We start from the raw sequence: 22,394 nt of genomic DNA on the forward strand, positions 1-22,394 counted from the left end.
CCGTACCCGCTCGGATCTGACCTTACTTGCTACTCCATTTGTTTGGCTAAAAAGCTAGCGGCTGTCTGGACAGCTTTGCTGACCCCGTCTTCCAATGGAGAACCTTCTTTGTTGAAGGCGACGACGCAGCCGATGGGGTCTCCTTGCGCAATGATAGGATAAATAAGATATGAGATCACATCTTCTTCCTGCCCCCGAGTCAATTCAACCGGCTCCGGATGCTTCTCAAAAGACATCGTTCTAGAATCCATGACTTCCTCAATCTTAGATCCGATCGACCGGTTCATATAATCCTTTTTCGCACTTCCCGCCACCGCTATATATTCATCACGATCGCATATCAACACAGGAGCTTCTAAAGACTCACTGAGCGCTTCTGCGTACTCTTTTGCAAAATCACCCAACTCGTTGATAGGTGAATACTTTTTAAGTATGACTTCACCTTCACGGTCTACAAAAATCTCTAAAGGATCACCTTCACGGATCCTGAGCGTACGGCGGATCTCTTTCGGGATAACAACACGTCCTAAATCATCAATACGGCGTACAATACCAGTTGCTTTCATTCTTTATGCTGCCTCCTTTTCTGTGATGACTGCCTATCTATACCTGTTGAAGCGCAAGCAGAACAAGCGGGTGATTAAAGATAGTATGATACAGCAATAAAAACCTATACACCCTTTGGATGGATTTTTTCATAAAAAATGTAAACTTGGAATGTGGAGGTGCCTTGGGCAGCTTCGACAAGCATATGCGAAGCATCTTTTGTGAGGTGCTTTTTTCTCACAAAGATGATTTGCATATGACCTCGAGAAGCTAGGCACCAGAACTGGATCTCACCGGATGTGGAGGCGACCGTTTAGACACGACAAGCATAAGACAAAACACGTAATGGAGTGGTCTTTCTCCATGGAGTGGATTGACTTATGTCTCGAGTGTCTGGGAGCCGGAATTGGACGACTTGGAATGTGGAGGTGCCTTGGGCAGCTTCGAAAAGCATAAGCAGAGCATCTTTTGTCAGGCGCTTTCCCTCACAAAAGATGGATGTTGTTCGACTAAGAACGTAACGTCCTGTTGCAACGTCGAACGACCCCACATCGTGTGAGGCCTATGACCTCGAGAAGCTAGGCACCGGAACTGGATCTCATCGGATCTGAAGATGGATTAAATAGATAAAAAAACCTCATCCCTATCCAGGGATGAGGTACAATCATCAAGCCGTTGATACTTCTCTCATCATCTCAGGCAGCTTGCTAATAAATTCCTCGACAAGCTCATATCGTTTGAATTCTGTCTTACGATCCCATGTAAAGGTCACCTTCAATTGGGAATCCTCTGTGCCCAGTTGGACCATACGACCGTATTGATTCGCAAATTCGAAAAGTTTGGTTCCATCGATTCGCTGGCTTTGCTCGGCTTCCATCAGCATTTCGATTTTCTTTTTCTTCTCCGTCACGTTTTCGATCCTTGAACGTTTCGCTTGCAGACGTATAGAAGAAACACGGAACAAGTTATCCACCTCTTGCGGATAATCACCGAACCGGTCGATTAACTCATCTCGCAAGTCATGGATATCCTCGACCGTTTCAATCGCCTGGAACAATTTATACATGTCGATTTTCTGTTTTTCATCAGCGATGTATTCATCTGGAATATAAGCATCAAGCATCATATCAAGCTCCGGTTGGAATGGCTGGATACTCTCCGGTTCTTTCCCTTGTCGTTTCGCTTCGATGGCATCTTTCAGCATCTGGGAATACATATCAAACCCGACAGAGTCGATATATCCATGTTGCTGTGCTCCTAAAAGGTTCCCCGCTCCACGTATGGACAAATCACGCATGGCAATTTTAAACCCGGACCCGAGCTCCGTGAATTCCTTAATCGCCTGCAAACGTTTCTCGGCAACTTCTGTCAGCACTTTGTCTTTTTGATAGGTAAAGTATGCGTAGGCGACCCGGTTCGACCTCCCGACACGACCACGCAGTTGATACAGCTGACTTAAGCCCATGCGATCAGCATCATAGACGATAAGTGTGTTCACATTCGGAATGTCGACACCCGTTTCAATGATTGTCGTACTGACGAGCACATCAAATTCGCCTTCCAGGAAGGAGAACATGACATTCTCAAGCTCGGTCTCATTCATCTGTCCATGAGCAAAAGTGACTCTCGCTTCAGGGACAAGTTCGGCAATTTGCTGAGCCATCCGCTCAATGTTTTCTACCCGGTTGAAAAGGAAAAACACCTGTCCGCCCCGGGCCATTTCTCGTTCCACCGCTTCCCGAAGGAAAATCGGATTATATTCAAGCACGTACGTCTGAATCGGGAAACGGTTGGCAGGTGGCGTTTCGATAACAGACAAGTCTCTGACCCCAAGCATGGACATGTGTAAGGTTCTTGGGATTGGAGTAGCCGTCAACGTCAGCACATCCACATTGTTTTTCAACTGTTTGATTTTCTCTTTGTGTTTCACTCCGAAACGTTGCTCTTCATCGACGATCAACAAGCCTAAGTCCTTGAACTGCATATCTTTGGATAAGATTCGGTGTGTTCCTACGACCACATCGACGAGACCCTTCCTTAGACGATCTGTCGTTTCCTTCTGCTGCTTTTTCGTACGGAAGCGGCTCATAAGGCCGATATTAATCCCGAAACCCTGGAAACGCTCTTGAAGGGTCTCATAGTGCTGCTGAGCAAGAATTGTCGTAGGCACAAGCAAAGCCACCTGTTTCCCATCAACAATCGCTTTGAAAGCTGCACGAATCGCAACTTCTGTCTTCCCATAACCAACGTCTCCACAAAGCAGACGATCCATCGGGCGCACACGTTCCATATCCGATTTGATTTCTTCAATACAGCGAATTTGATCTTCCGTTTCTTCGTAAGGGAAAGCCGCTTCGAAGTCTTTTTGCATTTCTCCATCTTCACTGAAGGCAAATCCTTTGGAAGCTTCACGTTCGGCATAGAGCTGAATTAAATCATCAGCAATATCTTCGACCGAGGATTGGACTCGGCTTTTCACCTTTTTCCACTCACTGCCGCCAAGCTTATAAACTTTCGGCTCTTTCCCTTCTGAGCCTACATATTTTTGAATCAGATCGATTTGGTCGATCGGTACATACAACTTGTCATTTCCGGAGTAATTGACCATAAGAAAATCTTTATGGTTACCGCCCATTTTCAGCGTTTCAATTCCTAAATATTTTCCGATTCCGTGGCTGGCGTGGACGACATAATCGCCGACCTTCAATTCCTGATAATTTTTAATCCGCTCGGCGTTCGACATTTTTTGTTTGCGTTTCGGTTTGGCCGTCCTTTTCTTGAACAGCTCATTTTCGGTCATGACCGCAAGCTTATGCATCGGCCATTCGAACCCATGACTGATGTTACCTGTGATAATGGTCGGTTTCACCAACGGAAGCTGGACTTCACCTTCCGCAATGACCGCTTCCATATCATAGTCACGAAGGACACCTTCGATCTTGGACTTTCTGTTTTCATCGGGAGCGAGGATCACGACAGAGAAATCCTGCTTTTCCCAGCGGTCCATTTCATTTTTCAATAAATTCATCTGCCCATGGAATTGCTGCATCTGTCGACTCGAGATATTCACAATATTCTGTGGTTGCGTATTGGGAATGTGCCTCATAAAAACGGATAGATAAAGACGAGGATGCCGGATCTTCATCCAGGCATCCTGCCAGTCAAAAGAAAGATGAAGCTCTCGTACGGTCTGGTTGGCTTCCAGCATACTATTATGCCATTCTGCTTCTTCCTGGTCGAGACGATTAGCCGTTTCCTGGATCCTGCTCATTTCATCAAGAATGACGAGGCCCGTTTCCGGCAGGTAGTCTAGTAGACTGACAGGTTCCTCATAGAAATATCCTATATACTTATAAATTTCCTGGAAATGTTCTTTGGCTTTCAAGAGATCCAAATCATGCTCGACCACTTGAGCGAGTGTCTCTTTCGCATCCTGCTTCGTTAATTTCTTCAAAGAATGGCTCAGGGCGTTCTCCAGACGATCATGGGCTCTTGCAAAATCTTCGTCCTTGAGCAGCAATTCCGTTGCCGGCCCAATTTGGACCGCATCCCGTTTGTCATGCGAGCGCTGCGTCTCGGAATCAAACGTACGAATTGAATCCACTTCTGTATCGAACAGCTCAATCCGATACGGAAACTCAGCGGTCAGTGGGTACACATCCATAATCCCCCCACGCAAAGAAAACTCTCCTGGTGTCGCAACCATTTCTGTTCGGTCATAACCCATGTTCACCAAGCGTTCTAAGTATTGGTCGAGGTTGATTTCTTCCCCAACACGAAAAGGGAGCTGACTTTGCTCCCAGTAAGATTTCGGTGGCATCATTCGTTTTAGTGCAGCCACAGGCGCAATCAGAATCCCTTTTTCCTGAGACAGCCACTGACTTAATGCGTCGATACGCTGACTTCTCAGTTCAGGGCTCGCAACAGCGATTTCCGATGCGATCAGTTCATTGACCGGATACAGATGAACATGTTCAGCATCGGCCAATTCTTGCATATCCTCATACAATTGTTGTGCTTGAATCAGTTGGTGAGTCACGATGATTACTGGTCGTTCCAAGGACTCTTGAAGCATGGAAACCATCAAACTTCTCGAAGCCCCGGACAATCCGGCCACCATCTGTTCCTTCATCCCTGATTTAAAGCCTTCGACAACAGAATGAATATCATCCTGCGGAAATAAATAATCCTTAATACCTTGCATAACGAATTCCTCCACCACCCAGATTTCCGATTGGTCAGAAATCAAGAGTTACTGTATAAAAAAGTCGAGCTCATGGTAATGTGGATTGTCGTCTAATGATTCTTTGCACGAGTCACAAATGGTCTTGATGTCCATGTCGCCGCTCGCTGTCATATGAACCATTTGTTCTTGGTCCGCATCATTTAAGATATCAAAGCCCAACTGGGACACATCCACATGTTTCGCATCTAATTCTCCGACCTGGTTTTCACAATGACGGCAAAAATAACGTATTTTCATTTCCATCCTCCTTGAGGGGTTGATGGTAGATAGTTTTACCGTCATTCGGGACTGTTATACGAACACAGTAATCCCGTCACTTCACATTAAAATCATTCATCACTTCGTTAAATGGTTGCTCGATCCATGCTTCACAAGCTTTCACCGCATGATCAATGCTTTCTTCTACTGGTCCTTGTTCTTCTTTAGAGAAGCCACCTAACACATGATCGATGACTGTTTTTGAACCTTCCGGACGACCTACACCGACACGCAGCCGTTTGAATTCTTTTGTTCCCAATTGATCGATAATGTTGCGAATGCCATTATGACCGCCATGGCCGCCTTTTTTGCGCAAACGAATCTTCCCTGGCGGCAAATCCAAGTCATCATAGACCACCAACACATCTTCAACTTCAATATCATAAAATTCCATCAACGGCCGTAGTGATTCACCAGATAAATTCATGTACGTTTGAGGTTTCAAAAGAATGATTTTCTCCCCGTTGAAGCGCTCCATTGTGAATAAACCGTTAAATTTTTTCTGACTCAAGGACCACTGATTTCGAGAAGCTAATTCATCTATAATCATAAACCCGATATTGTGACGGGTCTCTTCATACTTTTTCCCTGGATTACCAAGTCCTACAATACACTTCATACATAACTTCCTTTTCTGTCTTTATACTATTGATTCATTATATCAAATGGAAACGCGGAAAGATGTCAAAATGCGTTCCACCCATGCAAAAACTTGCTCCTAATCTGTCGGGTGTTTATACAATCCCCTCAACACTGGTTCTTAAACCGCAGGACACCAAAATTGGGTACAGCAAGAGCATAAGCCCATCAACAGATATAAAGCTTCTTTACCACCATTGATTGACTTATGACCCCAGGAATATAAAAGACGAACGATTAAAAAGGGCGCGCCTTCTTGGCCACGCCCTTTGGGTGTTTCCTCTTACTCTTCTTTTTCTTCAGAATCTTCTTCTGCATCCTCTGATTTCTCATTGATAACTTCAGGTTCAGCATCAGAATCTGTATCCGGCTCGTCTTCCGGCATCTCTTCCGGTGGAGTAACAGATACGATCGTCGTATTTTCATCTTCGGTAATCTCATACTTGCGGGACTCTTTTAAGTCACCAACCATGATGCTGTCACCGATGTTCAATTCTGAAATGTCAACAACGATTTCCTCAGGAATATCGCGTGGCTTCGCACGTACAGCCAAATCGTAAAGCGGCTGCTGGACGACGCCGCCTTCTTTACTTCCTGCTGCTTCACCTTCTAAGTGTACAGGAACTTCGACATCCATTTCCTCAGACATGTTTACAACATAGAAGTCTGCGTGGATCAATTCATCTTTCAATGGATCGACTTGATATTCATGCAACATGACATCCACGGTGTCTTTTCCTTCAATATCAAGAGAGATAATCGCGTTTTTACCTTCATCACGAACGGTTTTAAGTAACTCTATGCTGTTAACAGCAACCGTGATCGGTTCTTTATCCTTCCCGTATACGACACTAGGAATGTTACCTTCGAGTCGAATTTCACGGGTTACAGATTGCTTGAGATTTTGTCTTTGATTTGCTTTTAATGTAATAGCCAAATTAATCAACCTCCAGTAATTTACCAATCATTATTTCAGTTTCCCGTTAAAAACAAGAGTTAAACCTAATCATTCAAAATTAATCAAATAAAATACTAATGGATTGACGTTCATGCACACGGACAATAGCTTCGCTGATCAAGCCAGCTACAGACAACTCTGTAATTTTCTCGCTTGATTTCTCTTCGCCAAGTGGAATTGTGTTTGTAACCACAAGCTCTTTAATTTTCGAATTATCGATACGCTCAATGGCAGGTCCAGATAGCACTGGGTGCGTACAACAAGCGAACACTTCTTTGGCACCGTTCTCGACAAGGGCATTGGCCGCCAGTGTAATGGTTCCTGCTGTATCAATAATGTCATCGATTAAAATCGCGGTCTTGCCTTCAATGTTACCGACAATGTTCATGACTTCTGCAACGTTTGGACGTGGACGGCGCTTATCGATAATCGCAATAGGAGCTTTTAGACGATCCGCCATTTTACGAGCACGCGTTACGCCTCCATGGTCAGGAGAAACGATGACAACATCCTCAAAATTCTTCTCCTCAAAATAGTCGGATAGAATCGGTACACCGACAAGGTGATCGATTGGCAGGTTGAAGAATCCTTGAATTTGTGGTGCGTGCAGATCAAGCATCAATACGCGGGAAGCTCCTGCCGTTTCAAGAAGATCCGCAATCAATTTCGCTGTAATTGGCTCGCGGGCACGCGCTTTTCTGTCTTGTCTTGCATAGCCGTAATAAGGCATGACAATATTGATTGATTTAGCAGACGCACGTTTTAAAGCATCGATCATGATTAGGAGTTCCATGATGTGTTGGTTGACGGGCTCACATGTGGATTGGACAACATACACATCACACCCACGGATACTTTCTTCAATGTTGATTTGAATCTCTCCGTCACTAAAGCTCGTGACTGTACATTTACCTAGCTCTACTCCGATGTTATCAGCAATCTCTTTCGCTAACTCAGGATTTGAGTTGAGTGAGAATACTTTCAGTTTTGAATCCTTATATCCAGTTGCCATGGATGGAACCCTCCGTTAATCTTTTTTGATCGATTTCATTTTACTTGCATAGCCTTCTTTGTTCGTCTGACGGGAACGGGCAATCGACAAAGCCTCGGACGGGACATCCTGGTTGATCGTGGAGCCCGCAGCTACATAAGCTCCTTTTCCTACGATGACAGGAGCAATTAAGTTTGAATTGCATCCGATAAATGCATCATCTTCAATCGTCGTCAAATGCTTGTTTTCCCCATCGTAGTTCACCGTGATGGTACCACAACCGATGTTGACACCACTTCCAACCTCAGCATCCCCGATATAGCTTAGGTGAGAAGCTTTGCTTCCATCGCCGAAAGAAGCCTTTTTCACTTCCACAAAGTTACCAACTTTCACATCGTCGCCTAGAGATGATTGCGGACGGATGTGAGCAAATGGTCCAATTTGAACGCGGGAACCGATTTTACTATCAGCAGCGACGCTCTGTTTAATTGTCGTCTCACTGCCCACATGGCAATTCGTGATCGTAGAATGAGGGCCGATAAGAGCATCATCTTCAATGGTCGTTGTCCCTTCCAAGACGCTTCCAGGATAGATGACAACATCTCTTCCTATAGTCACATCTGGACCAATATACGTTTGTTCAGGATCGACAAGCGTAACCCCATTTCTCATATGTTGCTCGTTTATCCGTTGTTTCATTAGCTTTTCTGCTTTTGATAAAGCAACACGATCATTAACACCAAGAGATTCCGAAAACTCCGGTGTTTGATAGGCACTGATGGTTTCCCCTTGACCCTTCAGAATTTCAACGACGTCCGGCAGGTAATATTCGCCTTGAACATTATCATTAGAGACGTTCTTAAGTGCATCAAACAGCATAGCATTATCAAAACAATACGTACCTGTATTGATTTCTTGAATCGCCTGTTCTTCATCAGACGCATCTTTTTGCTCAACAATTCGTTCCACTTGGCCATTTCCGCCACGAATGACGCGTCCGTAGCCGTGCGGGTCTTCGGCATGGGCAGTCAGCACCGTCGCCTTTGCTCCTTCTGCATCATGATGATCCAGAAGCTTTTGAAGCGTTTCCCCGGTCAACAATGGCGTGTCGCCACAGACAACCACGGTCGTCCCTTCTTTATCCGCCAAAATATCATCCGCTTGCAGTACAGCGTGGCCTGTTCCCAACTGTTCCTCCTGGATAACATAATGACTATCTTCACCAAGCTGTTCCTGGACTTTTTCAGCACCAAAACCTACTACAGTGATCAATTCTTGCAAATCTAATGTATTCAACTGGTCGACAACGTGCTGGACCATCGGCTTTCCACATACGGGATGCAACACCTTATAAAGTTTTGACTTCATACGTGTACCTTGGCCAGCGGCTAGAACGACAGCATATCGATTAGTCATGAACGTACCTCCATCCTAAATATCCACTTTGAATCATATCTCAATACTACACGTATTTCAACATTTAGAGGAGGAACACGGACGGAAATCCGACCAAGGTCTAAGACCAAAAAAAGAGCCTAACCTGGTTCGGTTAGACTCTTGTTGTGCGTAAGTATTAGGAAGCGCCGGCTTCTTCGAATTCCACCTCAGCTTCTTCCTCATCACCAGCACGGTGATAAGCTTCAAGTACAGCGTCCTGGATCTTTCCACGAGTACCTGAATTAATCGGGTGTGCAATGTCACGAAACTCCCCATCCGGAGTACGTTTGCTCGGCATCGCCACGAACAGTCCATTGTTGCCATCAATCACCCGTATGTCATGGACAACAAACTCCTGGTCCAAGGTAATAGAAGCAATTGCTCGCATTCTTCCATCAGTATTCACGCGTCGCAGTCTTACGTCAGTTACTTCCATTAGATTCACCACCTTTTATACAAAAGAACTTATGTAAAACAAATTCCACAAAACGGGAAAAAATCCTGCTAATTTTTCTAAAAAATTTTTATGATTCTGTATATTCGGGTGTGAAACCATGAGAAAAGCCCTCATACAAAAGGATGAGGGCTCTTTTCACAATTATATTTTTATATATTTTCCAATAAATTGCCCGGTCGGACCTCTATGGAGGATTTACGTTCATCTGCATTCATAATTTGTACAACTGACAAATAATCGTCCACGACACGATCTTCTTCATCGTCTTCCGCTTCAGCAAGAACGCCGATTCCTGCCAATTCAGCATCAAATTCCATTAATAAGTTCCGCATTCCATTGATGGTTCCACCAGCTTTCATGAAGTCATCAATGATGCAAACCCTTGATCCTTGAGGAAGAGACCTCTTCGTTAGAACCATCGTCTGAATCTTCCGTGTCGAACCGGAAACGTAGTTAATGCTCACCGTTGATCCTTCAGAAATTTTCGGATCTCTTCTGGCAATCACTACGGGAACGTTCAAGTAGGAAGCGACGGCGTAAGCGAGAGGAATCCCTTTCGTTGCTACCGTCATCACTACATCAATGTCTTTATCACGAAAAGCAGAAGCGAACAGTTTGCCGATGTTACGCGTCGTTTCCGGATCTCCGAGCAAGTCGCTCATAAATAAATAACCACCCGGTAGGAGTCGTGCCGGGTCCTCCAGCTTTTCACACAACTCTTCAACAAAACGATGACTTTCTTCTTTTGAGAAAGCAGGGATATATTTTACTCCCCCTGCCGCTCCAGAAATCGTCTCTAAATAGCCGATTCCCTCATGTTGAAACATTTTGTTGATGATTCCCAAATCTTCACTGATGGATGATTTGGCAGCATCATACTTTTCTGAGAAAAAAGGAAGAGAAATAAGATCACGGGGTCGATCGAGAATATAATGAGTCATGGCCACAAGTCTTTCGCTTCTTTTCATACAAAGACACCTCTAAATCCGAATGTTTTCATTAAATATAACAAATTCGTACGTTATTTATCAAGTGGTTCTCTGTAACCGAGCATACGAACCATGAAAACTTCCGTACAAAAACCCTTTAAACTATTATAGATCCTCTGAGCTCGTGCATCGTGTTCAACAAGAGAAAAGACGGTTGGGCCACTTCCACTCATGAGAACCGCATCAGCTCCTGCTTGTTTCATCTGCTCTTTAATTTGACCAACTTCCTCATGCATCTGGAGCGTCACACCCTCGAGTGTATTGCCGACGTTCTTACAAATGCCGTAGTAGTCACCTTCTTTCAAGGCTTTTACCATGGCTTCCGTATTCGGATGCTGAGCAGCACTCAAATCAAGATTCTTATAGACCGACTGTGTTGATACGCCGAGCGTAGGTTTGGAAAGGACAACCCAACATGGAGGAGGAGCAGGCAGGTGTTGGATTTTTTCTCCTCGTCCGGTCGCAAGAGCCGTTCCTCCATAGACACAGAAAGACACATCCGAACCAATTTCCGACCCGAGTTCAGCTAATTCATCCATGCTCAAACCTAATTCCCACATCCGGTTCACACCACGCAAAACAGCTGCAGCATCACTGCTTCCTCCAGCAAGCCCAGCAGCTACAGGAATGTTCTTTTCAATAAAGATCTTAACTCCCTGGGTCACCCGGAAACGATCTTTCAACAATTGAGCCGCTCGGTAGGCTAAATTACGCTCATCATTCGGGACAAAACGGCTTTCCGATTCCACTTTGATTTCATCTTCAGAGAGGAGGGTCAATTCAATGCGATCAGCTAGATCCACAGTTGTCATGACCATCTCTACTTCATGAAACCCGTCCGCACGTTTATGTAAAACATCAAGAGATAAATTAATTTTCGCAGGAGCTTTTTCAAGTATTTGCATGCAAGCACCTCATCTTCCATATGATTCTGAAAGCATTGTACCATACTTGATGGGTTGGTGAAGGTGATGAGAATGTAAAAAGCCCCCGGAGCATCAAGCGCCAGGGGGAAAGTTTACTGCTGGTTGTTCACCATTTGTTCTTCTGCCATTTGAATAGCTCGTTTTACCATATTGCCGGCATCCCGCCCAGAAATGCCGCCCCATCCGTCTTTTTCTACCTTGTCGTAAAACCCAAGTTCTTTCGCGATCTCTTCTTTCAACGAATCGGACATCATGCTGCGCTTACGTCCCATCGTCTTCAGCTCCTTTCGCTTTCACTCAGCTACGACAATGTTAGTATGTGCGAAACATGTCACGGACAAGCAAGGGAGTTGTATGTAAGGATGGTAATGATTCCTTCTTTAATCTTTGTGAATGGTATTCCGTTTTGCAGACAAAATAAAAAAGCAGTAAACGGTGGGTTCACTGCTCAAGTGCCATAGTCTGTAGGTCGTCGAAGTTTAATTCGACTGTCTCTGTAAGTACATCTGCATAGCTGTAAGATACACGTTCAAAAGCATTTTCTTCTTGATCCAGCTCTACAATGAAAACAGCAGGATATGTTTCTGCCAATACACCGGATCGCTCAATTGTTTTACGGCGTCCGCCATTTGCTTTCAAAGTTAGGCGTTTACCAATTTGCCCTTCAAGGGATTGCTTGATTTCTACTAACGTTTTAGCCACTGCACTCCACCTCACTGTAAATTAGTTTATCACAGACCTGGGACAAAGTCAAATAAAATTATTAATTATACCAACTGCGTCTTAACAATGCAACAGAATGATATAAATAATCGGTCCTGGTTAGCTTATCCATTTCAAGGAAAAGTATGTAAACTTTTTTCATCTCTTCTCATTCGTACATATCCCTCTTCCACTAAAGCTCCTGATTGGGTAAGCCTCAGTTTCGAAATTATTGTGGAGTGGATGGGGCTGCGGGTAATAGCTCGCTTTCCGCGGGAGCGCGGTGAGCCTCCTCGGACTGCGTCCTGTGGGGTCTCACCATGCACTTTTTTCCCGCAGGAGGTTCGCCATTCCCCTCCGCCCACTTACCGGAAGGAATTCTCGAAACTACCTTCCAGCATTAGGAGCTTTTTTGGTTGAGAATCCTATATCAACGCGGTTTTTAAGAAGGATTTAAAACAGTTTCAGGCAAGGTACTATAAGAGGGATTTCGAGAACCTCATAGGGCAAAGGGGCGGAGGGATAAGGTGAGACTCCTGTGGGAAGTGCGTGGTAGATGAGTCCCCGCAGAGCGTTAGCTCGAGGAGGCTCATCACTCGCCCACGGAAAGCGAACCTTTTCCCGGAGCCCCTAAATCCACACAAACATCTCGAAATCGAGTCTTCCCCAATCCTGCCATTAGTTGAAGATGAATATAAAAAAGCCGTCATGGCGTGATGACGGCTTGGTTTTATGTTTCTTCGGTTTCTTCCGTTTGGTTTTCGGTATAGGGCATGCCAATACGGAGCAACCCTTTGGTTTCAATTCCGCCAAGGCCATCTTCTCCGCTTATGGTATTGCGAATAACTTCCCATATGTTGATATGGTCCATAAACGAAGTGTACGCCACACGGGCAGCGACATAGACCGGGTCGATGGCATGAATGTTAACTCTGGCTGGGGAGCTCGCGAAGTTGGCTCCGGCCCTTATAATCGATTCAAAATGGGATTGGCAGGCACCCGCAAAGACGACCATTTGATCGAAATTCGGGTATTTCCTCCTTATGTTTCGGACAGCTTCTACGAAATATTTGGAATGACGATAAGACTCTAACTCCCTGATGGTTCCTTTCGCTTTGGAGTAAGAGTCGTGTCCCGTCAAAACGACAATTTCCGGGTGCACTTTTTCGATTAGAGACAGGACTTGGTTCGGCATTTCTTTCTCGTGGAGATATTGTCCATGGACTTGCAAACCAAGTTGTTCATATAAAGCAATACACTTTTTCAAAAACAATGGATCTCCATCTATATGAAGAATACGGGGCGGTATTTGAAAGTAATTGGTTTCTTTCTTATCTGCATACCCGCTTCCCGCTTCTGCTTCCCTTTTTTCTTTGAGGAGCCTGTAATCCTGACGAAACAAACGGTAGGAATAGGCTTCCTTCTCATCCACTTCACTTTTTCTACGGTGATACTCAGCTCCAGTTACTTTTTCAAGATCATCGAGAGGGGCGTCGGCCTCGAGTCGTACATGTTCGCCCATCAATTTTAAGAGCGGTCCCTTCTCTGACTTCACTCGAAAAATGATGTCGTGCTGATAGGATTTCCGTGTTACAAGGTCTCCACTTGATATCATCACTTCCCCACCTCACTCTATACACTACTGTAGTGTATGTGTGAACATGGGCTTTGTGTCTAATTCCCGTTACTTATATAAAACATTGGCTAGATCGGCGAATTCCTGCATCGACAAGGATTCTCCTCTTCTTGAAGGATCAATGTTGACCTTTTCCAAACGACTTCTGAGCTCTTCCTTATCCATTTCCCCTTTGAAATGACGGGCTAAGTTATTCATTAACGTTTTTCTGCGTTGACCGAATGTCGCTTTTACGACATCGAAGAAGAACTCTTCATCCTCAACATCGACGGGTGGTTTCTCCCTCATTTCCAGATGAAGAACGGAAGAGTCAACATTCGGTTGAGGCATAAAGACGGTCTTAGGTACATTCAAGACCACACTTGCTTCGGTGTAATACTGGACGGCTATGGAAAGAGAACCATAACTTTTCGTGTTCGGTTCAGCAGCCATACGATCGGCTACTTCTTTTTGGATCATGACCGTGATGCTGTCGATGGGTAACCGATCCATCAGAAGTTTCATCAGAATTGGTGTCGTAATATAATATGGAAGGTTAGCTACGACACGGACCTGTTGACCAGGCGTGAAATGGTCAGCGATCACACGGGCGACATCCGCTTTGAGAATATCCTGGTTGATCACTTCTACATTGTCGTAGTTCCCAAGAGTTTCTTCCAAAATCGGAAGGAGACGCTGGTCAATTTCGAAGGCAACGACACGATCGGCGTGCTGAGCCAGCTGTTCGGTTAGCGCCCCGATCCCTGGTCCAATCTCTATCGCACTCGCCGAACGGTCGATCCCCGCCTCTGCAATGATATTTTTTAAGATGTTCACATCAATTAAGAAGTTTTGCCCCAAGCTTTTCTTAAAGGAGAACCCGTAGTTCTTCAAGATTTCTTTTGTTCTTGTCGGTGTGGCTACTGCTTTATTGTTCATTTCTTTCCTCCTGTATGATCTGATCCATCGCTTCATTTAGCTGCTGAGATGTAATGTGAAACATATTCAATCGCTTCAATAACTGTTTTCCGTTCGTCTTGCCTATTTGAAGGGCGATCCCTAATTTCTCACGTCGCTTGGAAGCTCTCGGTCCTCCGATGAGCCCGTAGTTGACGAGATCAGCTTTTGCTATTTCACCTTCCTGGATATCTACGAGTTCATAAACCGCAGAAAGTGCTTCCTGGATATCAGCAACCGTCGCATGCTCGATTCCGATCCCCTTGTCATGTTTCGCCCGTGCTAAATGTTTTGGTAAAAAGGCGTGCTTGCACGCAGGAACATGTTGGCTTACGATATGTCTGATCCGTTCCCCAGGATAATCAGGATCCGTAAAAATGATGACCCCTCTTTTATCCTGGGCATGTTTAATTTGATCAAGAACGCTCTCATCAATCGCAGATCCATTCGTTTCAATGGTATCTGCATCCACGGCTGATTTAATTCGGGCGGTGTCATCTTTCCCTTCCACGACAATCACTTCTTTAATTTTCACTGTCTTTCCTCCTGTTGCGTTCCCTTCATCATCTTTCCATAGCATACCATGACTCTATACACGGAAAAAAGCAGAGGAACGATTCCTCTGCTATCTCCATCAATCCAATATTTTTACTTTTACATTACGAGATCCGAATTTCAGGGCTTCACTTTTGGAAGGAACGAATAAATCGATTCTGTTTCCGTTAATAGCTCCGCCTGTATCCCCAGCAATGGCATAGCCATATCCTTCTACCCAGACGCGGCTTCCAAGCGGAATGACGCTGGGGTCGACGGCTACGACTTTTTGGTTAGGATTGGCTTTCAAATTGATACCTGTAGCTGTAATACCGGAACAGCCTGTACAGTTCGCCGTATAGGCCGTTGCATGCATATATAAGGTCTTCGCTCCACTTGTATCGTTTCGCGAAACCGTTGTAGAAGCTTCACTTGAAGAAGAAGAACGGGAAGAGCTGGACGAGTCGGACGAGTTGGAGGAGCTTGTAGCAGCAACTGTCGCTTTTTTCTCTACTTTCGTTCCAAGAGCAACTACTTCCGTCTTACTCTCTTGTTCCACTGTTTCTTTGACCAGTTCACGGCTTGCTTCCTCACCGTTTTTCAAGATGACTTCATATTCCTTCGTAATCAAACCTTTTTCACCACTGGAAACGACTTTCTTTTCCCCTTTTGGAAGAGAGTCGTCTTTCTTTGTTTCCACTGTGAAATCAACTTCCTCTTCTACAATATCGGTCACTTTTTCAACTCTTGTAATCATGACCTTTTTATCGGCGGAGAGTTCTTCTTCTTCACTGAGATTCAACTCATCCAGTTTGTTCAGAGTGATTCCCTCTTCTTGAAGCAATTCGTCAACCGTGGATGCGGTCGTCCAGACTTTTCCGGATTCCCCACCATCATTGACGGTCACTTGGAAGGCCTGCTGGACATCGATATCCATGCCTTCTTCAATGAGAGCATCCGGATCATGGGAAACTTCATCCCGTTTTTTGAACTCTAGACCCTCCTGCTCAAAGAATTCCTCCACCGTCGAGGCTGTTGTAAAGTATTCTTCTGTATGGTTACGATCGATGGCTAGATTGATAGACTTAGATGCTATGTACGTGACATCCATTCCATACTCAACCGGATCGGATAAGTTATGTGATAATTCATCATGTTGTTGGACCGTGACATCGAGCTCTGATAATAATTCATCGATTGTATCAGCATGAGTGCGTATTAGTTCTTTCTGCCCATTTTGTGTCACTTGCACAGAAGCTTTAGTAGCTTCATACGAAACGGTTACTAAAAAGGCGATGCATAGGACGGCAATCACAGTTGCCCATACCATTATGTGACTAATGGCTGATTTTAACAAGTTTCCTATTTTCATCCTTTGGCCTCCTTTCTAAAGCACGCGTTTTATTGTAGTCAAGTGACAAACTCATGTCAAATGGATCCTCTTTACACAAAAATAGAGGAGCCAGCATGACCATCACTGACTCCTCTATTATGCTATTTTACCTAGATGATTAACATAACAAACATGTTACAGTTCCCATACAATTGGATGAGTTTTGTAATATACCCTCCAAGGTCTTCGTTATTACGACTGGATTCCAAAGAATTCGAGAGCATTCGAGGTCGTCGTTTCACTGACCTCTTCATAGGAAATTCCCTTTAACTCGGCGATTTGTTCGGCCACGAGCTTCACATACGCCGGTTCATTTCGTTTCCCGCGGTTCGGATGCGGAGCAAGGAACGGGCAGTCCGTTTCTACTAACAAATGCTTAAGATCCACCGCTTTCGCCACTTCTTTCGGTAATTTTGCATTTTTAAAAGTGACAGGACCTCCTAAGGAGATCATAAAATTCATATCAATGCATTCCTGCGCTGTTTCGACAGGACCGCTGTAACAGTGCATGATTCCACCGACTTCCGATGCATTCTCTTCCTTAAGAATTTCAACGATATCATCAGTCGCCTCACGATTGTGGATGATGATCGGCATCTTCACTTTCTTTGCCAGACGGATTTGTTTACGGAAGACTTCTTTTTGCACGTCTTTCGGTGATTTATCCCAATGATAATCGAGTCCCATTTCCCCGATTGCTACGACTTTCGGGTGCTGAGACAATTCCTCGATCCATTGAAGGTCCTCATCCGTCATATCTATGGCATCAACCGGATGCCAGCCTACAGCGGCATAGATGTTCTCATACCGCTCGGCAATTTCCATTGCTTTCGGGATCGTTTTCCTGTCGAAGCCTACAACGGTCATATACTGGACACCAGATTCTTGAGCTCTTTCAATTGTTTCTTCCAAGTCCTCCTCGAACTGATCTGCATTCAAGTGGACGTGCGTATCAAACAACATTCATTTTCCCACCTTCATCAAATAATCGTCATGTAAAAAAAGGGAAAGCACTATGGAGAGCTTTCCCTTTTTATTGGTGTGTTATTTCACTTTCGTACCATTTTTCAACGTTTGATCCACGGAGGCTAAAGAAAGGCCATTGTCATCTTCACCCGCAAGAATCATTCCTTCAGACAATTCTCCACGAAGTTTGACCGGCTTCAAGTTGGCTACACAAATAACTTTTCTTCCAACAAGATCTTCCTGAGTGTAATGTTCAGCGATGCCAGAAACCACTTGGCGCTGCTCATATCCGAGGTCCAATTGGATTTTCAACAGCTTATCTGCTTTTTTCACCTTGTCGACTTTCAGGACTTCAGCGACACGGAAATCAAGCTTCATGAAATCGTCGATCGTTACTTCTTCCGCTTGATCCTTTTTCTCCTCTTTCTTTTCTTCTTTTTGAGGAGCTGATTTCTTCATCATGTCCTTGATGATTTGAGTCTCTTCTTCCGCTTCAAGGCGCGGGAAAATCGGCTGATCTTTTTGTACCTGCGTTCCAGCAGGAAGGATTCCGAATTCACTGAGGCTCTCCCATGCTTTATGCTCATCTGCTGTGACTCCGAGCTGCTGGAAGATACGCTCAGGAGTCTGTGTCAAGAACGGCTGAAGCATCACGGCAATTTGACGAAGTGATTCAGCCAGGTGAGCCATGACATTACCAAGGCGTTCTTTTTGGTTTTCATTTTTAGCCAGCACCCATGGCTGTGTTTCATCAATATATTTATTCGTACGGCTGACGAATTTCCAAAGATCGGCAAGAGCCACAGAAAACTCCATGTTCTCGAGTGAATCTTCGACAGAGATTCTCGTCTCTTGGGCAAGTTTTTCAAGGCTTTGGTCAAATTCGTCCTCCCCTAATTTCAGGGCTGGAATTTCACCATCGAAATATTTACTGATCATCGCGACCGTACGGTTCAACAGGTTCCCGAGATCATTCGCAAGGTCATAGTTTGTACGCTCAACGAAAGCTTCTGGTGTAAACACCCCATCAGAACCGAATGGTACCTCACGAAGCAAGTAGTAGCGTAAAGCATCCAGACCATAACGATCGCTCAGTTGGACCGGATCCACGACGTTCCCCTTGGATTTGGACATTTTTCCGTCTTTCATCAAGATCCACCCATGGGCAAATACCTGCTTCGGCAAAGGCAAGTCCAGAGCCATCAGCATGATCGGCCAATAGATGGTATGGAAACGTACAATCTCTTTTCCGACGAGTTGAACATCGGCCGGCCAGTATTTTTGGTATTTGGAATCATCATCACTATCGTAGCCAAGCGCTGAAATATAGTTGCTTAACGCATCGATCCATACGTAAATGACGTGCTTCTCGTTTCCTGGCACTCCAATTCCCCAATCGAACGTCGTACGGGAAACAGCCAAGTCCTCAAGACCTGGTTTGATGAAGTTGTTGATCATTTCATTTTTACGGCTTTCAGGTTGGATGAATGTCGGGTTCTTTTCATAGAACTCAAGCAATTGATCCACATAGTTGCTCATCTTGAAGAAGTAGGATTCTTCTTTTACTTTTTCTACCTCACCGCCACAGTCCGGACAGCGACCGTCTTCAAGCTGACGTTCTGTAAAAAAGGATTCACACGGCGTACAATACCAGCCTTCATACTCATCCAAATAAATGTCGCCTTTTTTCATTAAGTAATCAAAAATCTTCTCTACCACTACTTTGTGGCGATCCTGTGTTGTACGAATGAAGTCATCATAGGAAATGTCGAGTTTATCCCATAACTGCTTAATTCCGCTCACAATATCATCCACGTAAGCTTGGGGGGAGACTCCTTTTTCCTCAGCCTTCCGCTGGATCTTCTGACCATGCTCATCCGTTCCAGTCAAATACATGACATCGTATCCTCGCAAACGTTTGTAGCGTGCCATCGCATCACCCGCTACGGTCGTGTAGGCATGTCCAATATGCAAATTACCACTAGGGTAATAAATAGGTGTCGTTATATAAAACGTCTTATTTTCCTCAGGCATCCTGTTCCCTCCTCAAAATCTTCATACCATAAGTCATAAAAGGTCATGGTATCATTCTATCGATTTATCTCCTTTATTTCCATTCCTAACATTAAAATATACCGAATTTTACGTAAAACTGTCAAAAGAACCAAACATTATAATTTCACATCTGTAAATACTCTGGTAAAATAAAATGTATATAGACAGGTTGGATAAACCAACCAGATTTGGGATGAAAGGGATGGGTTGAGTTGGAAAGAGGCCTGGATGAAACGCTCCACTCACCCATTTTCAATACCTGCACCAGTATATGGAGTTGGAAATTCTTATCCCTTTTTAAGTAATTGACACGTCTGGGAATGGTTGGTACTATATTGTCGAGACATATGTCGAAACATGACAGCTAAACTTTTGATTGAGGGGAGACAGAAATATGAAATCTACAGGTATCGTACGTAAAGTCGACGAGCTCGGCCGGGTGGTTATTCCGATCGAACTTCGCCGCACACTAGGCATTAACGAAAAGGACGCGTTGGAGATTTATGTGGACGATGATCGCATCGTTCTAAAAAAATATAAGCCCAACATGACTTGCCATGTCACAGGGGAAGTTTCAGATGAAAATATGAAACTGGCAAACGGCAATCTAGTCCTAAGCAAGGAAGGCGCGCAAATGCTCCTTTCAGAACTACAAGACAACCTTAAATAAATCAGATTTAGAGATAAATAGATAAGAGACGATTTACTGGTTATAGAGAGAAAAAAGACATATGTTAAAGCAACCCCTTACTGTTCACAGGCCTGACAGTAAGGGGTTTTTTCATGCTTTTTTATTTTTCTTCTACATGGTAGGCCTGATAGACATCCCGTTTCGGAAGCTTCCGGTCTAGAGAGGTCTGCTTGATTGCTTCTTTATTCCTCATGCCATCGTTTTCAATATAGTGCTGGACGTGATCGACGACCGATAAACTTGCCCACCATTGGCTATCCGCAGGTTCTACATCGTCGGATCCTTCAATCACTACACAAAATTCTCCACGCACTTGTTCACCATGAGCCCAATCAACTAATTCTCCCAAATCACCACGGACATATTCTTCATACCGTTTCGTGAGTTCCCGGACTAGTGAGGCTTTTCTGTCTCCAAGCACTTCATGGACATGGCTTAACATCTCTTTCAATCGATGGGGAGATTCATAAAAAATCAGAGTGGCTTGGATGGATTGAAGTTGCTGTAAAACGGCGGCGCGATCTTTCTTTTTTCTAGGTAGAAATCCATGAAAGTAAAACCCTTCTGTGGATAGCCCGGATCCAGCCAGCGCAGGCAAGGCGGCATTCGCGCCTGGTAGAACAACGACTGGAACATCCGCTTCCACCGCTTTTTGAACGAGATCTGTTCCCGGATCTGATATCCCAGGCATGCCGGCATCACTGACGATGGCGATGTTCTGTCCATCACGAAGTCTTTCAATCAACTCCGGCCCTTTCGTCTGTTTGTTATGTTCATGGTAACTGATAAGTGTCGTAGAGATTTCAAAGTGATTGAGCAATTTTCTAGAATTCCTCGTATCCTCAGCACCAATTATATCCACTTCTTTTAAAGTGCGGACGGCTCGGAAGGTCATATCTTCTAAGTTCCCGATTGGAGTGGGTACAATATACAGCGTTCCTTGTTCATGATCCATGAAACTTTTTTGTACGTTCATCCACGCTCACTCCTTCCTTTCTTTTTTCAATCCAGCCTTCTTTCTCTTTCCTTGTCATCCGTTTCAGCCGGTATTCTTGTTGTAAGGCTTCTGACTTCGTTTTATACACTTCATATGCTTCTAGCACAAGCGGCCCCCTACCTCTTGTATACTTAGCCCCTTTGCCGCTCTGATGCTTTTCCAGTCTAGCTTCCAAGTTGTTCGTGTAACCGGTATAAAGGGTCCCATCCTTACATTTGAGCATATAGACGAAATGACTATTCTCCATAAAGAATTTCCCTTAGTTCTGGTGTATATTCGTCATCATCCGTAAGAGCGTATAACGGAGGTAAGATTTTCAGTCCGGGCTTTCCGTCTCTGACTCCTTCAATCAGTAAAATGTTCGCCTCTTTTCTTTCTTTCGGATATACAAGCTGCATACGTTTCGGTTCCAACTTATACTTCTTGAATAATTGAATGATTTCCACCATGCGCTCAGGACGATGAACCATCGATACTTTTCCCCCGGACTTCGCCAGTCTGCTGCAGGACTCTACCACGTCTTCTAAACTGCAATGGATTTCATGCCTGGCGATCGCCAAATGCTCATTCAAGTTTTGTTCATCCGCTTTCGGAGTAGGAAAATAAGGAGGATTGCATGTGACAAGATCGAATTTGTCATTACCGTAATGCCCGGGCATGTCCTTTAGATCCCCATGTATCATATCAAGTTGATCTCCGAGTTCATTCAGCTCGATATTACGGAGGGCCATATCATAGAGCCGCTCCTGAATCTCCACTCCGGTAATCGGAACGCTTGAGCGGGTGGAAAGAAAAAGAGGGACGACCCCATTCCCTGTACATAAATCCAGGATTTTCCCTCGTGTTTTTGGTACATAAGTAAAGTCAGCGAGTAACACCGCATCCAACGAAAAAGCGAATACGCTCGGACTTTGGATGATCCGCATGTTTTCTTTCGCTAATAAAAAATCAATTCGTTCATCTCCATATAATTGAACCATTTCCGCTTTCCTTTCTTTTTTCACTCTATTTTCTATGATATATAAGTTTGATACTCA

General features: G+C 44.4%; 22 protein-coding genes. 1 reads left to right on the forward strand and 21 read right to left on the reverse strand.

From position 1 onward, the window contains the following. Positions 1–29: 29 nt before the first annotated feature. The 18 genes from spoVT to metG form a co-directional block, all read right to left on the reverse strand. Positions 30–566, reverse strand: coding sequence for a stage V sporulation protein T (spoVT, locus tag GLV98_RS19100; protein WP_160917590.1), 537 nt, complete (start codon positions 564–566; stop codon positions 30–32). 647 nt (positions 567–1,213) lie between these two features. Continuing rightward, positions 1,214–4,750, reverse strand: coding sequence for a transcription-repair coupling factor (gene mfd, locus GLV98_RS19105; protein WP_160917591.1), 3,537 nt, complete (start codon positions 4,748–4,750; stop codon positions 1,214–1,216). 48 nt (positions 4,751–4,798) lie between these two features. After that, positions 4,799–5,029 carry an anti-sigma-F factor Fin family protein gene (locus GLV98_RS19110; RefSeq protein WP_160917592.1) on the reverse strand — a complete coding sequence of 77 codons (231 nt, stop codon included), beginning with the start codon at positions 5,027–5,029 and terminating at the stop codon, positions 4,799–4,801. A gap of 76 nt (positions 5,030–5,105) precedes the next feature. Continuing rightward, positions 5,106–5,669: an aminoacyl-tRNA hydrolase gene (gene pth, locus GLV98_RS19115; protein ID WP_160917593.1), complete on the reverse strand. Its 564-nt coding sequence runs from the start codon at positions 5,667–5,669 to the stop codon at positions 5,106–5,108. 303 nt (positions 5,670–5,972) lie between these two features. Further along, positions 5,973–6,626, reverse strand: a complete 654-nt coding sequence (locus GLV98_RS19120; RefSeq protein WP_160917594.1) for a 50S ribosomal protein L25/general stress protein Ctc — start codon at positions 6,624–6,626, stop codon at positions 5,973–5,975. A gap of 79 nt (positions 6,627–6,705) precedes the next feature. After that, complete coding sequence (locus GLV98_RS19125; RefSeq protein WP_089654598.1) at positions 6,706–7,659, reverse strand: ribose-phosphate diphosphokinase; 954 nt, start codon at positions 7,657–7,659, stop codon at positions 6,706–6,708. A 15-nt stretch (positions 7,660–7,674) separates the two neighbouring features. Then, positions 7,675–9,054 (reverse strand): bifunctional UDP-N-acetylglucosamine diphosphorylase/glucosamine-1-phosphate N-acetyltransferase GlmU, encoded by a 1,380-nt coding sequence (gene glmU / locus GLV98_RS19130; RefSeq protein ID WP_160917595.1) that lies wholly within the window; start codon positions 9,052–9,054, stop codon positions 7,675–7,677. A gap of 157 nt (positions 9,055–9,211) precedes the next feature. Next, the gene (spoVG, locus tag GLV98_RS19135) at positions 9,212–9,511 is read right to left on the reverse strand and encodes a septation regulator SpoVG (protein ID WP_075038302.1); all 300 of its coding nucleotides are present in this window, start codon (positions 9,509–9,511) and stop codon (positions 9,212–9,214) included. Between the two features lie 170 nt (positions 9,512–9,681). After that, complete coding sequence (gene purR, locus GLV98_RS19140) at positions 9,682–10,500, reverse strand: pur operon repressor (RefSeq protein ID WP_160917596.1); 819 nt, start codon at positions 10,498–10,500, stop codon at positions 9,682–9,684. Positions 10,501–10,553: 53 nt separating this feature from the next. Then, a complete protein-coding gene (gene ispE, locus GLV98_RS19145; protein WP_160917597.1) occupies positions 10,554–11,426 on the reverse strand; it encodes a 4-(cytidine 5'-diphospho)-2-C-methyl-D-erythritol kinase in 873 nt (290 codons plus the stop codon). A gap of 113 nt (positions 11,427–11,539) precedes the next feature. Continuing rightward, complete coding sequence (locus GLV98_RS19150) at positions 11,540–11,719, reverse strand: small, acid-soluble spore protein, alpha/beta type (RefSeq protein ID WP_089654602.1); 180 nt, start codon at positions 11,717–11,719, stop codon at positions 11,540–11,542. 169 nt (positions 11,720–11,888) lie between these two features. Continuing rightward, positions 11,889–12,149 carry a biofilm formation stimulator Veg gene (gene veg / locus GLV98_RS19155; RefSeq protein WP_035511778.1) on the reverse strand — a complete coding sequence of 87 codons (261 nt, stop codon included), beginning with the start codon at positions 12,147–12,149 and terminating at the stop codon, positions 11,889–11,891. Between the two features lie 730 nt (positions 12,150–12,879). After that, complete coding sequence (gene yabG, locus GLV98_RS19160; protein WP_202410141.1) at positions 12,880–13,764, reverse strand: sporulation peptidase YabG; 885 nt, start codon at positions 13,762–13,764, stop codon at positions 12,880–12,882. A gap of 69 nt (positions 13,765–13,833) precedes the next feature. Then, positions 13,834–14,703: a 16S rRNA (adenine(1518)-N(6)/adenine(1519)-N(6))-dimethyltransferase RsmA gene (gene rsmA / locus GLV98_RS19165; protein WP_160917599.1), complete on the reverse strand. Its 870-nt coding sequence runs from the start codon at positions 14,701–14,703 to the stop codon at positions 13,834–13,836. Continuing rightward, positions 14,693–15,256, reverse strand: a complete 564-nt coding sequence (rnmV, locus tag GLV98_RS19170; protein ID WP_160917600.1) for a ribonuclease M5 — start codon at positions 15,254–15,256, stop codon at positions 14,693–14,695. The genes rsmA and rnmV overlap by 11 nt, the downstream gene beginning before the upstream one ends. A 99-nt stretch (positions 15,257–15,355) precedes the next feature. After that, the gene (locus GLV98_RS19175; RefSeq protein ID WP_160917601.1) at positions 15,356–16,627 is read right to left on the reverse strand and encodes a G5 and 3D domain-containing protein; all 1,272 of its coding nucleotides are present in this window, start codon (positions 16,625–16,627) and stop codon (positions 15,356–15,358) included. Positions 16,628–16,840: 213 nt separating this feature from the next. After that, positions 16,841–17,611 (reverse strand): TatD family hydrolase, encoded by a 771-nt coding sequence (locus GLV98_RS19180; protein ID WP_160917602.1) that lies wholly within the window; start codon positions 17,609–17,611, stop codon positions 16,841–16,843. A gap of 81 nt (positions 17,612–17,692) precedes the next feature. Then, positions 17,693–19,648: a methionine--tRNA ligase gene (metG, locus tag GLV98_RS19185; protein WP_160917603.1), complete on the reverse strand. Its 1,956-nt coding sequence runs from the start codon at positions 19,646–19,648 to the stop codon at positions 17,693–17,695. Positions 19,649–20,063: 415 nt separating this feature from the next. Between metG and GLV98_RS19190 the strand changes: the two genes are divergently transcribed. Continuing rightward, the gene (locus tag GLV98_RS19190; RefSeq protein WP_075038313.1) at positions 20,064–20,339 is read left to right on the forward strand and encodes an AbrB/MazE/SpoVT family DNA-binding domain-containing protein; all 276 of its coding nucleotides are present in this window, start codon (positions 20,064–20,066) and stop codon (positions 20,337–20,339) included. Positions 20,340–20,460: 121 nt separating this feature from the next. Here GLV98_RS19190 and rsmI read toward each other — a convergent pair whose 3' ends face one another. The 3 genes from rsmI to GLV98_RS19205 are packed head-to-tail and all read right to left on the reverse strand — an operon-like array spanning position 20,461 to position 22,337. Then, positions 20,461–21,336, reverse strand: coding sequence for a 16S rRNA (cytidine(1402)-2'-O)-methyltransferase (gene rsmI / locus GLV98_RS19195; RefSeq protein WP_160917604.1), 876 nt, complete (start codon positions 21,334–21,336; stop codon positions 20,461–20,463). Next, a complete protein-coding gene (locus GLV98_RS19200) occupies positions 21,305–21,604 on the reverse strand; it encodes a GIY-YIG nuclease family protein (protein ID WP_160917605.1) in 300 nt (99 codons plus the stop codon). Before GLV98_RS19200 ends, rsmI begins: the two co-directional genes overlap by 32 nt. Continuing rightward, a complete protein-coding gene (locus GLV98_RS19205; protein WP_160917606.1) occupies positions 21,594–22,337 on the reverse strand; it encodes a tRNA1(Val) (adenine(37)-N6)-methyltransferase in 744 nt (247 codons plus the stop codon). Before GLV98_RS19205 ends, GLV98_RS19200 begins: the two co-directional genes overlap by 11 nt. Between the last annotated feature and the right edge of the window lie 57 nt (positions 22,338–22,394).

The organism is Halobacillus litoralis (genome assembly GCF_009856415.1).
Taxonomy (GTDB): Bacteria; Bacillota; Bacilli; order Bacillales; family Halobacillaceae; genus Halobacillus; species Halobacillus litoralis_C.

Coding starts and splice junctions, on each gene's coding strand:
- spoVT (WP_160917590.1), bottom strand. CDS start 566: ATGAAAGCAACTGGTATTGTACGCCGTATTGATGATTTAGGACGTGTT.
- mfd (WP_160917591.1), bottom strand. CDS start 4,750: ATGCAAGGTATTAAGGATTATTTATTTCCGCAGGATGATATTCATTCT.
- GLV98_RS19110 (WP_160917592.1), bottom strand. CDS start 5,029: ATGAAAATACGTTATTTTTGCCGTCATTGTGAAAACCAGGTCGGAGAA.
- pth (WP_160917593.1), bottom strand. CDS start 5,669: ATGAAGTGTATTGTAGGACTTGGTAATCCAGGGAAAAAGTATGAAGAG.
- GLV98_RS19125 (WP_089654598.1), bottom strand. CDS start 7,659: ATGGCAACTGGATATAAGGATTCAAAACTGAAAGTATTCTCACTCAAC.
- glmU (WP_160917595.1), bottom strand. CDS start 9,054: ATGACTAATCGATATGCTGTCGTTCTAGCCGCTGGCCAAGGTACACGT.
- spoVG (WP_075038302.1), bottom strand. CDS start 9,511: ATGGAAGTAACTGACGTAAGACTGCGACGCGTGAATACTGATGGAAGA.
- purR (WP_160917596.1), bottom strand. CDS start 10,500: ATGAAAAGAAGCGAAAGACTTGTGGCCATGACTCATTATATTCTCGAT.
- ispE (WP_160917597.1), bottom strand. CDS start 11,426: ATGCAAATACTTGAAAAAGCTCCTGCGAAAATTAATTTATCTCTTGAT.
- GLV98_RS19150 (WP_089654602.1), bottom strand. CDS start 11,719: ATGGGACGTAAGCGCAGCATGATGTCCGATTCGTTGAAAGAAGAGATC.
- yabG (WP_202410141.1), bottom strand. CDS start 13,764: ATGATATCAAGTGGAGACCTTGTAACACGGAAATCCTATCAGCACGAC.
- rsmA (WP_160917599.1), bottom strand. CDS start 14,703: ATGAACAATAAAGCAGTAGCCACACCGACAAGAACAAAAGAAATCTTG.
- GLV98_RS19175 (WP_160917601.1), bottom strand. CDS start 16,627: ATGAAAATAGGAAACTTGTTAAAATCAGCCATTAGTCACATAATGGTA.
- GLV98_RS19180 (WP_160917602.1), bottom strand. CDS start 17,611: ATGTTGTTTGATACGCACGTCCACTTGAATGCAGATCAGTTCGAGGAG.
- metG (WP_160917603.1), bottom strand. CDS start 19,648: ATGCCTGAGGAAAATAAGACGTTTTATATAACGACACCTATTTATTAC.
- GLV98_RS19190 (WP_075038313.1), top strand. CDS start 20,064: ATGAAATCTACAGGTATCGTACGTAAAGTCGACGAGCTCGGCCGGGTG.
- rsmI (WP_160917604.1), bottom strand. CDS start 21,336: ATGAACGTACAAAAAAGTTTCATGGATCATGAACAAGGAACGCTGTAT.
- GLV98_RS19200 (WP_160917605.1), bottom strand. CDS start 21,604: ATGGAGAATAGTCATTTCGTCTATATGCTCAAATGTAAGGATGGGACC.
- GLV98_RS19205 (WP_160917606.1), bottom strand. CDS start 22,337: ATGGTTCAATTATATGGAGATGAACGAATTGATTTTTTATTAGCGAAA.